This is a genomic window from Pseudoalteromonas sp. CuT4-3 (genome assembly GCF_035666335.1).
GTDB classification, from domain to species: domain Bacteria; phylum Pseudomonadota; class Gammaproteobacteria; order Enterobacterales; family Alteromonadaceae; genus Pseudoalteromonas; species Pseudoalteromonas atlantica.
In genome coordinates, this window is record NZ_CP142030.1 from 457,952 (window position 1) to 471,281 (window position 13,330).

A 13,330-nucleotide genomic window follows, 5' to 3' on the forward strand; every position below is an offset into this window, starting at 1 on the left:
ATGAGTACAGAATTACTAATAAATGTCACGCCAAGTGAAAGCCGTGTTGCCCTAATCGAAAACGGTGTATTACAAGAAATTCAACTAGAGCGTATAGGCAACCTAGGTATTGTAGGCAATATTTACTTAGGAAAAATAAGCCGCGTACTGCCAGGCATGCAAGCTGCTTTTGTTGATATAGGCCTAGAAAAAGCCGCTTTTTTACATGCATCAGACATAGTCAATAGCGCCTCAATAGTTGAGGGTGTAGACGACGAGCCGATTAAAAAAGTACAAGACATACGTGAGCTAGTACGCCAAGGCCAGTACATTATGGTGCAAGTGGTTAAAGACCCACTAGGCACTAAAGGAGCAAGGCTTACTACCGATATCACTATCCCTTCGCGCTATTTAGTGTTTATGCCAGACGCTACGCATGTAGGTGTTAGTCAGCGTATTGAAACCGAAGAAGAGCGTGCGCGACTTAAAAAAATAGTGGCAGAATACGGCGACGATAATGGCAGTTTTATTGTTCGTACAGCGGCAGAGGGCGCCAGTGAAGCGGAGCTAAGACACGATGCTGAATTTTTACGAAAACTATGGCAAAAAATTGTATCACGTCGTAAAAAAACCAATAAAGCCAGTATATTACACGAAGACTTAACGCTTGCATTTAGAACCCTGCGCGACTACGTAGGTGAAGATATGGAGCGCATTAGGGTTGACTCTAAGCTAACCTATCAAGAGCTAAAGCTGTTTACTGAAGAGTTTGTGCCTTTGCTTTCGCAAGCACTTGAGTATTACCCAGGTGAGCGCCCAATTTTTGACTTATTTGACGTTGAAACCGAAATTCAAAAAGCATTGCATCGTAAAGTCACGCTTAAGTCGGGCGGCTATTTAATTATCGACCAAACCGAAGCGATGACCACAGTTGATGTGAATACAGGTGCGTTTGTAGGGCATCGTAATTTAGAAGAAACCATTTTTAATACCAATGTGGAAGCCACATCAGCCATTGCTAGGCAGCTACGCCTGCGTAACCTAGGCGGTATTATTATTATCGATTTTATCGATATGATCAGCGAAGATCATAAACGCAGAGTATTACATTCTCTAGAGTCAGCACTATCTAAAGACCGTGCAAAAGCCAACATAAACGGCTTAAGCGCATTAGGCTTAGTAGAAATGACCCGTAAGCGCACCCGCGAAAGCCTTGAGCATATTTTGTGTGATGTGTGTCCGGCTTGCTCTGGACGTGGCTCACAAAAAACAGTCGAAACCGTATGCTATGAAATACTGCGCGAAATAGTGCGCGTTAATCGTGCCTACGATGCCGATAAATTCATGGTGTATGCGGCGCCTGCAGTAAGTGAAGCCTTACTCAATGATGAGTATCATAACCTTGCCGAACTTGAACTATTTATTGGTAAGCAGGTCAATATTCAAACAGAGAGCCTATACAGCCAAGAGCAGTTTGATGTGGTAATGATGTAATGAAAACGAAAGCGGTCTGTTTTTTTTGTTTTAGAAAGTTATGGCAAACCTGCGCCATAATTTTAGTATTACTGGCCGTGATTGTTTCTATTTTAAAGTACACCTTACCTTATGCAAACGACTACAAAGGCGATATAGAAACCTACCTGCACGATAAATTTGCCATTAGTCTTTCTATAGGCGCAATCTCTGCCAGTTGGCATGGCGCCGGCCCTGCCTTGGTATTAGAAGAGCTCTCCTTTAAGGATAACGAAACTGCGCCTATATCGCTCACTATTGCCAAAACAAGCTTAGAACTTAACCTATGGGAGAGCATTAAAGCCTTTCAGTTAAAGTCTAATTACTTTGTTATTAATGGCTTTCATACCAGTGTAAATATTCAAAATTTATTTAATAACACTAATAACGATGATGTTTCGTTTGAACAAAAAGAGCTAATTGAAGAGCTATTTTTAGGAGATGCAGGGCATTTTGCTATTGAAAATTCGAGTATTAATTTCATTTTAGAAGACGGTAGAGAGCGCAAGCTATTACTCGAAAACATAGTATGGCAAAACCAAGATGAACAACATTTAGGAAGCGGCAGCCTCGCCTTGCCCGGCATTAGTGTGGGTAGCTTTGACGCACGTATCGCGCTTAGTGGCAAAACTATAGAGCAAATTGCGGGTGATATTTACGTTCAAGCAAATAGCGTAGATGTGTCTAATTGGTTGGCGCAATATATTAATACTGAAAAACAACAGCTTTACACCGACATAAACTTAAAGTCTTGGCTTAAGCTCGAAAATGGTTTTATCAGCGATGTAAAAATGCAGTGGTTACCTAGCTTTGTGCACTGGCAAAACAACCAACAAGCTAAACAAGTAAGCTTAAGCGAAGGGGGGGTTCATTTATTTCCTGAGGCAAACGCTTGGCACTTAAAAAGCACGGGCCTAACATTTAGTAATAACGACACAACCTGGCCAAGTCTAGAATTTGAGGCAAACTTAGGTAAGCAAAATAAAGTGTGGCTGCAGCAGGTTGATCTTTCTTTACTGAGTAACTTGGCGTCGTTAACTAATTTTGAAGCATTACAGCCACTTTTAAACCGCAAACCAAGTGGTTTTATCGATCAAGCCTACCTAGAACTTAATCCAGATGAGCAATGGCAGTTATGGTTTTCAGCTAATAATATTGGCTGGCAAGAAGTGTCTGGTATTCCTGCAGCGCAGGCGCTTAGAGTCTCGGGGCTTATAAATCAGCAGCGCGGGCGAGTGCAGCTATTTGGCGAAAACGGGACTTTAATAACCGGCGACAGCTTCAGTAAAAATATTGATTACAACCAAATTAATATCGATCTGGATTTAGCAAAAACAGATAATTACTGGAATGTAAGCAGTAATAATATTTGGTTTGATAATAACGAAGTTACCTTAGCGGCTGAGTTAAATGTAAGCCTTAGCGACCATCCTCGCTTAGATCTATACGCAGAAGCCTATGCAGAGGATGCCACAGTAGCTGGGCACTACTTTCCGTTAAAGGCAATGAGCCCTCAACTTGTAAGCTACTTAAACGGTGCAATAAAAGGGGGCGAAGTAGCTAAGGCGCAAGTATTATTTGCAGGTCCGCTTTCGGGTTTTCCTTTCACCGATGGCAGCGGCCAATTTGATGTACTCGCGCAAATAGATAATGCAACGTACGCGTTTGACCCCAATTGGCCGGCAGTAACTAACGCCAATGTGCAGCTGCATTTTGCCAACGAGCGAATGGATATTTATAGCCAGCAAGGCCAGTTAGTTAATTTAGAAGTAGGCGATAGCGTGCAAGTGAGTATTGCCGATTTAATGCACGCTGATGAACTCATTGTACAAATAGATAAACGCGCGCAAATGGAAAAACTGCATGACTTTTTTGCAGCCACCCCGATTGCAAACCCACTGGCCAATATTTTTGAAGTGGTGCAAGGTAAAGGTCAAGCCGATGCAAGCGTAACTCTTTTAATTGGCTCTAAATTTAAAGGTGGAGCCAGTGTCAGCGGCAAAGTAAAACTAAACGATTTGCCTGTTTATATTGCGGCCCCAGGCATTGCGCTTGAAAAACTAAGCGGCGAGCTCAGCTTTGAAAACGATACAATTAGCATGCAAAACGCCAGCGCTACATGGTTGGGTATGCCGCTTAGCATTAACTATAATAGTGCAAGCGAAGCACAGCAGTACACCGCTAATATTGATATAACGGCGTTACTAAATGCAGATACACTAATAACCCAGGCGCAAGGTGTACTGAAAGGGTACCTGAGTGGGCAAAGTGAAGTTGATATAGGCCTTGCACTTAATTTTACTGAGCAAGGATTTAATTACCGCGCTCAGGTAAGCTCAGAGCTACTAGGGTTAACGAGCACGCTACCAGCGCCCTATGGCAAAACAAGTGAACAGGTTTGGCCGTTAACGGGCATAGTGCAAGGCGATGATATTTCAAATCTTATTACGGCTAATGCTAATCAGCAGCTATATTTTAATGCGATTTTAGAAAACGGTCAGCCGCAATTTAGTAATATGCATATTGTTCTTGGTGAGCAAGATTTAGGGCTAAATCAAAAAGATTTAAGCGTTAATATTAACCTTGAACAAACGCAACTAGAAGCATGGTTTGAATTAATAGACCAAATAATTAAAGCCGCTCAAGCTAAGCCAGACCAGCAGTCTGAGGGTATTATGCCGCCATTAAATGAAGTGGTTGCGCATATTGACAAGGTTAATGCTAGCGACATTATTTTTAACGATTTTGAAATGCGCTTAGCGCCCCAGCAAAACGACTTATATTTAAAGCTTAATGCCAAAGAGCTGCGTGCTGACGTGTTTATTCCCAACTCTCAGCCAAGCCAGCCGATACGTATAAATAGCGATTACTTAAGACTTAACTTTGCACCTAAAGTAGAAGAAGATCTTGAGATCACCGATGTACTGCCAGAGCAAAACCTAGCGTGGCTTAACACAGTACCTGCCATTGAATTTGAATGTGCAGATTGTAAAGTGGCAAGTTATCAGCTTGATAAAGTGAGCGCTTCGCTGGTCGGTGAAGGCGACAAGCTCACTATTTCTGAGCTTGTGGTTGATAAGGGCGACCATATTTTACGTACCAAAGGGCAATGGCAAGGTGGCTTTACGCAATTTAATGGTGAACTTAAAAGTGACGATATAGGCGCGCTATTTGATGAATTTGATATCACCACCGCAATAAAAGACTCAAAAGCCGATATTAACTACAACCTTGCTTGGCAAGGCGCCCCGTATAACTTTGATATACCAAGTTTGGGCGGTGAAGTTAAGTGGGATTTAGGCGAAGGCCACATTGCTGAAATAAGTGATGGTGGGGCACGTGTGTTTTCGTTACTTAGCCTTGACTCGCTAGTGCGTAAATTAAAACTCGATTTTAGAGATGTATTTTCAAAAGGCTTTTTTTACAACAGCTTAAAAGGCTCTATGCAGCTAGATAAAGGTATAGCCTACACAAAAGATACCAAAATGGATGGCGTGCCAGCCGATTTAACGATTAACGGCTATGCTAATTTAAACACCCTTGAAATAGATTACGATTTAGCAGTGGCACCGCAAGTAACATCTAGTATTCCGGTTATTGTGGCTTGGATGGTTAATCCCGTCACAGGGCTTGCCGCTTTAGCGCTTGATAAGGTTATTCACTCAGCAAGGGTGATCTCCGAAATTAACTTTAAAGTAACCGGCAAAATGAATGACCCTGTGGTACAAGAGCTTGAGCGTAAAAGTAAAGAAGTTACCTTACCGCAAGCTGCACAAAATCAGCCGCAAGCGGCCAGTACTCTCACACTTAAAGATGCCGCGGTAACAGCAACACAATGAGTACGCTAAACGCTAATATAATTGCTTTGCAAATGTGCTCAGGCACCAACCCCGACGAAAACATGGCAACCCTTGGCGAGGCGTTAAATAAACTCCCCGCAGCCAGGCCAATGCTTGTATGTTTACCCGAGGCGTTTTTAGTATTTAGTAAAAGTGGCCATGATACGCTAGCGGTTGCTAAACGTATTACACACTATAAGCAGCAATTAAGTGCATTGTGTAAAAAGCATAATATTTGGTTAAATGCGGGCACTATCCCTGAGCCACACAAAAATAATAAATACTTTGCGGCCTCGCACTTATTTAATAGCCAAGGTGAATGCGTAGCCACGTACAATAAAATGCATTTATTTGATGTTGATGTGGCCGATAAAACCGCCAGCTATCGAGAGTCAGACTTTACTCAAGCAGGCGATGATGTGGTGGTTGTTGCTACACCGTTTGGTAAAATTGGCTTAACAGTATGTTATGATTTGCGCTTTAGCGGATTATTTAGCGCACTTACGCGCCAAGGGGCTGAAATAATTTTAGTGCCCAGTGCTTTTACAGTCCCTACAGGGCAAGTACATTGGCAACCCTTATTAAAAGCACGCGCAATAGAAACGCAGTGTTACGTTATTGCAGCTGCGCAGTATGGAACACATCAAAATGGCCGCCAAACATACGGCCACAGTATTATTATTTCACCATGGGGCGAGCAAATAGCAACGCTTGAAAGTGGGGTAGGGTTTATAAGCGGTTACGCCGACCTAAACCAGTTAAATAAAATTAGAAGAGATATGCCCGTGCAATCTCATCAACGATTTAGAGAGCATTTATTATGAATTCGGTTGAACAGCATTTATTACACGACAGCCAGCTAAATCGAGAAGAACTCGAAAAAACGCTTGGGTATATTCATCAGCACAAAGTGGATTACGCCGATTTATACTTTCAATCAAGCCATCATGAGTCATGGGTGCTTGAAGACGGCTTAGTAAAAGAAGGCTCGTACAATGTTGAGCGCGGAGTAGGTGTGCGTGCCGTTTGTGGTGAAAAAACAGGATTTTCTTACTCTGATGCCATTAACCTTGAAGCGTTAAACAAAGCCGCAACGGCAGCTCGTAGCATTGCCGATGCAGGCGAAGATAAAACCATTAAAGTATTTAGCGATGTGAAAGCAAAAGAGCAATTTGCCCCGCATCAGCCAATATCAAGCATGAGTGACAGCGATAAAGTGAGTTTATTGCGTGAGCTTGAAAACTACATACGCGAACTCGCCCCTGATGCTGAGCAAGTAATTAGTTCAATGTCGGCTGTATACGAAGAAGTGTTAATTGCTGCCAGCGATGGCACGTTTGCTACCGATATACGCCCGCTTATTCGTTTAAACTGCTCCGTTTTACTTGAAAAAAATGGCCGCCGTGAGCGCGGTGGTGCAGGGGGCGGCGCACGCTTAGATTATGGTTACTTTAAAGAACTAGTTGAAGGCAAGCCACGTTGGATGGGCTTTGCCGAAGAAGCTGTACGCCAAGCTAAAGTAAACTTAGAGGCAATTGATGCACCAGCTGGCACAATGGAAGTTGTGTTAGGCAATGGCTGGCCTGGCGTGTTGCTACACGAAGCGGTAGGCCATGGCCTTGAAGGCGACTTTAACCGTAAAGGAGCTTCGGCATTTAGCGGTAAAGTGGGGCAAAAAGTAGCGTCTGAGCTGTGTACAGTCGTTGATGATGGCACCATAGCCGATCGCCGTGGTTCACTTAACGTTGACGATGAAGGCACACCTGCAGCTTATAACGTACTTATCGAAAACGGTATTTTAAAAGGTTACATGCAAGATAAGCTCAATGCGCGTTTAATGGGTGTAAACCCAACGGGTAATGCACGTCGTGAGTCGTATGCGCATTTACCTATGCCGCGTATGACCAACACCTACATGTTAGGGGGCGAGCATAGCCAAGTCGATATTATAAGCTCAGTTAAAAAAGGGGTATTTGCACCAAACTTTGGTGGCGGCCAAGTAGATATTACTTCAGGTAAGTTTGTATTTAGCGCATCAGAGGCGTATTTAATTGAAAACGGTAAAATTACCCAGCCAATTAAAGGTGCAACACTGATTGGCAATGGCCCAGAGGTGATGCAGCATATTTCTATGGTAGGCAACGATTTAGCCCTTGATAAAGGCGTAGGTGTCTGCGGTAAAGATGGCCAAAGCGTTCCTGTAGGGGTAGGTCAGCCAAGCCTTAAAATAGACCAACTTACAGTAGGTGGTACCGCATAAAACAATAAAGCGCGAAGCAATTCGCGCTTTATAGGTTACCAATGCGAGGTTTACGCCTCGCTTTGCTCTTCTTTGTTCTTCTTCGCCTGTTCGTACCACAAAGCCATAAAACACTCAGTTAATTTATGCTCTATTTCAAGCGCTTTGTTGGTTGGGCAAAATAGCGTAAAGCTTGCTTTAAACTCACCAAGCTCTGTAGTGCCAAAGTGAATAACCGGTGCCGGACCCGAAATTTTGGCATCGAGTTTACGCTCTATCATCGAATTATAACGTGTTGCTAGATCGTGAAACTCTTCGCAGTATAGTTTTGCCTGATTGACTAACTCGTCATGAATAACATAAGGGTTAAAGCTCTCTCTGCGTACAATAGTAAAATGATGAGTAACAAAGCGCTTTACATAATTAAGGTTTTTAATTGAGCTGGTGATCAGCTTATTATTTGGTATATAAATTGTTTTGCGCGAAAACTGATAAGTGTGCATGTCTATTTCATGCATGGTGGTTTTTACCCAGTCTGTTTCGGCTACTTCGCCAAAATAGTCACCCACTTGTATCCAATCACCTACTCTAAATGGGCGGGTGGTAACCAGGTAAAAAAAGCCTATAACGCATTGTATAAACTCGCGTGTTGCAAGCACTATAGCCACTGCAAACGCAGCAATAGACAGCGCAAAATTTTGTATTTCGGTCGACCATACAAATAGCAGCGACAGCACCATAACAAAATTAATAAAGTGCTTAATGTTATGAGTGATGTAACGAATGTCTTTTTCTTTTTTTTCTGCGCGGTTTCTTGCTAGTTTATCAACCAGTACTTTAAGCACAAATGCAATGGCAAGCACGAGCACAGAAACTAAAAAAGGGTGCATGAGTATGTCTTTAATCATAACTTCCAAATACGAGTAGCAATAGGCACGCTAAGTATATTGAGTAATCAAACCAATTAGCAAATTTAAGCTACATAAAATCACTTATACCAATTGTATTAAGTTATGAGCCATTTATAGCAATAGCTGAATAGCGTGATAACCCTATTAGCGCTTTATTTTGCACGCTAGAATGGCTAATACTTAATTAAACCGGTATTACTTAGCAGCTAGGCTGTTTGCTCTGTAATAGAGACCTGCGTGTGTTTAGCGTGTTTTTGGCAAAACAATACAAGCTCAATGGCAGCGATAAAAATAAGTGTGTAACCTAGGGTTTCTATGCCTTCCTCAATAATATTTTTAACGACCCGAACGTATTGTTCTCCCATAACTGAGTGCCAAAACTCGCCCTTGCCCATCATTCTCGAAAAAGCGAGTAAGGTCACTAAGCCAGATAGACAAATACCATAGCTCGGTGTTTGCGCATAGGCTTTTAACGAGCTGTAAATAAAGCCTCGTTGGGCTTTTAAGTAAAGTAGTACGCTCGCTAATAGCGTATATACAATTGCTTGCCATGCGCCATCAAATACATACATATCTAGGTAGGTGTCAAATTCTCTAACAAACATAGCAGCCGACAAAGCAGCCAGTAACAGCGCAGCTATTTTAAGATCAGAGTGAATACGTGAGGCGCAGAAAAACAGCATACAACTTAAAAACGTTAAAATATCTTGCATGTGTTCGGTTAGTGTTTCTTCACTGTAAAGTGCATTTTGCTGTAAATCAAAACCTTCAAGCTGAATTAAAAAAGCCACACCTGCTAAGCATAATAAGTAAATAAAAGATCGCAGTAAAAACATATAAAAGCTCAAATAGAAAACAATGCGCGGCAGTTTAATTATAAAAATAGCTAAAAGCCAAAACATTATAGAAACTTTTTATAAATTTATCGGTCTAAGTTTTTGCTGTTAAATTAATTGGTTATGTTTTTAATTTATGTATTTATGATGTGTTTTTTGTAATAAGTTGAGTTAATTAGTTGTGCTGCATAGGGTTAAATGCGTTAAGCATAAAAAACCCTTACTAAAACATAGTAAGGGTTTTTAACGTTATAAGCAGAATTTGCTTAGCGCATCGTCACAAACTCTTCTGAGCCTGTAGGGTGCAGAGCAACAACGGCATCAAAATCAGCTTTAGTTGCGCCCATTTTCATAGCAACAGCAAAGCCTTGAATCATTTCGTCAACGGCAAAACCAATACCGTGTAAGCCAACTACTTTTTCTTCAGGGCCTACGCATACAAGCTTCATTGCACACGGTTGGCGGTGTTGTGTAACTGCTGTGTACATAGCGGCAAAGCCAGACTTGTACACTTTTACATTTTCTTCACCGTGGCGAGCAATAGCTTCTTGCTCGGTTTCACCAATAGTACCAATAGGTGGGTGGCTAAATACCACAGTAGGTACAAGGCTGTAATCCATTTTTAAATCATCAGGTAGGTCTTTATTAAATAAACGCTCTGATAGGGTACGGCCGGCTTTAACAGCGACAGGCGTAAGTTCTATACCGTGCTCAATAATATCGCCCACAGCATAAATACCAGGTATGTTTGTATTTTGATATTCATCTACTTTTACATAACCAGAGCTATTTAGTTCAACCCCTGCTGCTGCAATGTTAATTACATCGGTGCTTGGCTCGCGGCCAATAGCCCAAATTACTTGGTCAACATTTTGGCTGTAACCATTTTCAAAATGAATGGTTAAGCTACCATCGCTTTCTTTAACAATTTCTTTAGGCGAGCATTCGGTATGCAGTGTTGGGCCTTCTTTTTTCATGATCTCTACTAGGGTTTCAACCAGTAGCGTATCAAAATTACGAAGCGGCGCGTGTCTGCGTACAAATAAATGAGTTTCTGTGCCTAAACCATGCAGTACACCGGCAAGTTCTACAGCAATGTAGCCTGCGCCAATTACCGCTACTCGCTTTGGCTGCTCTGTTAATTCAAAAAAGCCATTTGAGTCTATACCGTACTCAGCACCTGGGATATTAGGAGTATGCGGACGTCCACCTACTGCAATCAAAATATGATCGGCCGTGTAATGCTCGCCGTTTACTTCTACGGTTTTGCTATCAACAAATTTAGCAAAACCATTAATTACAGTTACGCCATTGTTCGCTAAACCGTTGTCGTATCCTTTATGAATGCGACCAATGTACGCTTCGCGGCTCTCAACGAGTTTGCTCCAGTTAAAGTCTTTTACTTCTACGTTAAAGCCGTAATCAGGTGCGTATAAGTTAATTGCTTCAGCAACTTGTGCGCCATGCCACATTACTTTTTTAGGCACACAGCCTACATTAACACAGGTGCCACCCATGTGTTTTGCTTCGATAAGCGCTACTTTAGCGCCACGCATTGCCGCACGGTTAGCAGAGGCAATACCGCCACTACCACCACCAATCGCAATGTAATCAAAATGCTGAGCCATGTTTTATCCTCAAAAAATATATTTAACTATAATGTGCCGATGATAGCATATGCTAAGTGCAAGTCACCCAGCGCGGCGCGCTAAAAAGCTGATAAATACAACAAACGAAATTGTTTATTATGCCGATCAGTTTCATCCTAAGCTATATTAGACCCATTAATGGAGGCTTGTATTTCACCGTTTTGCCCCAACTTCAAATTCATAGTCAATTAAATTGAGAAAATTCATGAGCGAAGCACAAACAAATCCACTCATTGGCCTAGAAGGCTTACCCCCGTTTTCAAAAATAAAGCCAGAGTACGTAGTACCGGCACTAAAGCACGGTATAGAGCAATGTCGTAAAGCCATAGATGACGTGTTAGCGAAAGGCTCGTTTACATGGAACGATTTAGTATTACCCCTTGAAGAAGCCGACGATAAACTCTCGCGTATGTTTTCACCAGTATCGCACCTTAATTCAGTCATGAATAACGACGAGCTGCGTGAAGCCTACGAGCAATGTTTACCACTTATATCTGAGTACTCAACATTTGTCGGGCAGCATCAAGGCCTGTACGAAGCGTATAATGCGCTTTATAACAGCGATGAATTTAAAACACTCAGCACTGCGCAGCAAAAAACCATCACCAACGCCCTACGTGATTTTAAACTTTCAGGCATTGCATTATCAGCAGAAGATCAAAAGCGCTACGGCGAAATTAGCACGCGTTTATCTGAACTTGCCTCTAAATTTGGCAACAACGTAATGGATGCAACGCTTGCATGGCATAAACACATTACCGATGAAAGCCAATTGGCAGGCTTGCCAGAGTCGGCATTAGCGCTTGCTAGCGAAACTGCTAAAAGCAAAGGTTTAGACGGCTGGGTATTTACGCTTGATTTTCCGTCTTACTTACCGGTAATGAGCTATGCAGATGACCGCGAACTGCGCAAAGAAACCTACACGGCATTTTGTACGCGCGCTTCAGATCAAGGCCCTAATGCGGGTGAGTTTGATAACTCAGCCATTATGAAAGAAGAGCTTGCACTACGCCATGAGCTATCGCAGCTGTTAGGGTTTAATAACTACGCTGAAAAATCATTAGCAACTAAAATGGCTGAGTCGCCAGCGCAAGTTTTCTCATTTTTAGAAGATTTAGCTGCTAAGTCTAAGCCTCAAGCAGAGCAAGAAGTGGCAGAACTAAAAGCCTATGCTGAGCAACACCATGGTATTACTGAGCTTCAAGCATGGGATTTTGGTTACTACAGCGAAAAGCTCAAGCAAGAAAAATACGCAATTTCAGATGAAGTACTGCGCCCTTACTTCCCTGCAGATAAAGTACTTAGCGGTTTATTTGAAACCGTTAACCGCCTTTTTGGTATTAAGGTAAAAGAAGTAAGCGACTTTGATAGCTACCACAGCGATGTTCGCTTTTTTGAAATTTTTGATAGCAGTAACACATTGCGCGGTCGTTTTTATCTTGATCTATATGCACGCGAGCGCAAACGTGGCGGTGCATGGATGGATGACTGTATGGGGCGTAAAGTGCGCGCCAGCGGCGAATTGCAAACACCCGTGGCATACTTAGTGTGTAACTTTAATAAAGCGGTAGGCGACAAACCAGCGCTATTTACACATGACGAAGTAACCACGCTTTTCCACGAATTTGGCCATGGTATACACCACATGCTTACCCAAGTTGATGCTGCTCCTGTTGCTGGTATTAACGGCGTTGCATGGGATGCCGTAGAACTACCAAGCCAATTTTTAGAAAACTGGTGTTACGATGAAGAAGCGCTGAGCTTTATTTCAGGCCACTTTGAAAGTGGTGAGCCATTACCAAAAGAGCTACTTGATAAGCTACTGGCCGCTAAAAACTATAATTCTGGCATGCAAATGCTGCGTCAGATTGAATTTTCATTGTTCGATTTTAGAATCCACCACGACTACCAGGCAAACCAAGAGTGCCAAATTCAAGCAATTTTAAACGACGTACGTAGCCGCACGTCGGTGGTTAACCCGCCTGAGTTTAATCGTTTTCAACATGGCTTTAGTCATATTTTTGCAGGTGGCTACAGCGCCGGTTACTACTCGTACAAATGGGCTGAGGTACTCTCTGCAGATGCATTTTCTAAATTTGAAGAAGACGGTATTTTTAACGCCGAAACAGGTAAAGCCTTCTTAGAAAATATTTTAGAAAAAGGCGGCAGTGAAGAACCTATGGAGTTATTTAAAAAGTTCCGAGGTCGCGAGCCAAATGTTGATGCGCTACTGCGTCACAGTGGTATAGCTGCATAAACAACTACTTAACCTTATAAAGCGCCTATATGGCGCTTTTTTTATGTTTTTTAATATATTGGCCAATTGTTTTTAGTAATTTTAACCTCCCGTACTATGCTTTGTGTA

Annotated in this window: 8 protein-coding genes; 5 read left to right on the forward strand and 3 right to left on the reverse strand. The window is 42.2% G+C overall.

What is annotated here, in order from left to right; genetic code table 11:
- From rng to tldD, 4 genes are read left to right on the forward strand one after another with little or no spacing between them, the layout of a single operon-like run.
- On the forward strand, positions 1 to 1,473 hold the full coding sequence (gene rng / locus VOI46_RS02055) for a ribonuclease G (protein ID WP_004585759.1): 1,473 nt from the start codon (positions 1 to 3) through the stop codon (positions 1,471 to 1,473).
- A complete protein-coding gene (locus tag VOI46_RS02060) occupies positions 1,473 to 5,330 on the forward strand; it encodes a YhdP family protein (RefSeq protein WP_324738137.1) in 3,858 nt (1,285 codons plus the stop codon). Before rng ends, VOI46_RS02060 begins: the two co-directional genes overlap by 1 nt.
- The gene (locus VOI46_RS02065; RefSeq protein ID WP_004585761.1) at positions 5,327 to 6,154 is read left to right on the forward strand and encodes a carbon-nitrogen hydrolase family protein; all 828 of its coding nucleotides are present in this window, start codon (positions 5,327 to 5,329) and stop codon (positions 6,152 to 6,154) included. Before VOI46_RS02060 ends, VOI46_RS02065 begins: the two co-directional genes overlap by 4 nt.
- Positions 6,151 to 7,590, forward strand: coding sequence for a metalloprotease TldD (gene tldD, locus VOI46_RS02070; protein WP_004585762.1), 1,440 nt, complete (start codon positions 6,151 to 6,153; stop codon positions 7,588 to 7,590). Before VOI46_RS02065 ends, tldD begins: the two co-directional genes overlap by 4 nt.
- 50 nt (positions 7,591 to 7,640) lie before the next feature.
- Here the strand turns inward: tldD and VOI46_RS02075 are convergent, their stop codons facing one another.
- From VOI46_RS02075 to gorA, 3 genes are all read right to left on the reverse strand, one after another.
- Positions 7,641 to 8,477, reverse strand: a complete 837-nt coding sequence (locus VOI46_RS02075) for a mechanosensitive ion channel family protein (protein WP_004585763.1) — start codon at positions 8,475 to 8,477, stop codon at positions 7,641 to 7,643.
- A gap of 209 nt (positions 8,478 to 8,686) precedes the next feature.
- The gene (locus VOI46_RS02080; protein WP_232423957.1) at positions 8,687 to 9,271 is read right to left on the reverse strand and encodes a hypothetical protein; all 585 of its coding nucleotides are present in this window, start codon (positions 9,269 to 9,271) and stop codon (positions 8,687 to 8,689) included.
- Between the two features lie 311 nt (positions 9,272 to 9,582).
- The gene (gene gorA / locus VOI46_RS02085; protein ID WP_004585765.1) at positions 9,583 to 10,944 is read right to left on the reverse strand and encodes a glutathione-disulfide reductase; all 1,362 of its coding nucleotides are present in this window, start codon (positions 10,942 to 10,944) and stop codon (positions 9,583 to 9,585) included.
- Positions 10,945 to 11,170: 226 nt separating this feature from the next.
- Here gorA and prlC point away from each other — a divergent pair, with 226 nt between their 5' ends.
- On the forward strand, positions 11,171 to 13,222 hold the full coding sequence (gene prlC, locus VOI46_RS02090) for an oligopeptidase A (protein ID WP_004585766.1): 2,052 nt from the start codon (positions 11,171 to 11,173) through the stop codon (positions 13,220 to 13,222).
- Positions 13,223 to 13,330: the final 108 nt, after the last annotated feature.

Coding starts and splice junctions, on each gene's coding strand:
- rng (WP_004585759.1), top strand. CDS start 1: ATGAGTACAGAATTACTAATAAATGTCACGCCAAGTGAAAGCCGTGTT.
- VOI46_RS02060 (WP_324738137.1), top strand. CDS start 1,473: ATGAAAACGAAAGCGGTCTGTTTTTTTTGTTTTAGAAAGTTATGGCAA.
- VOI46_RS02065 (WP_004585761.1), top strand. CDS start 5,327: ATGAGTACGCTAAACGCTAATATAATTGCTTTGCAAATGTGCTCAGGC.
- tldD (WP_004585762.1), top strand. CDS start 6,151: ATGAATTCGGTTGAACAGCATTTATTACACGACAGCCAGCTAAATCGA.
- VOI46_RS02075 (WP_004585763.1), bottom strand. CDS start 8,477: ATGATTAAAGACATACTCATGCACCCTTTTTTAGTTTCTGTGCTCGTG.
- gorA (WP_004585765.1), bottom strand. CDS start 10,944: ATGGCTCAGCATTTTGATTACATTGCGATTGGTGGTGGTAGTGGCGGT.
- prlC (WP_004585766.1), top strand. CDS start 11,171: ATGAGCGAAGCACAAACAAATCCACTCATTGGCCTAGAAGGCTTACCC.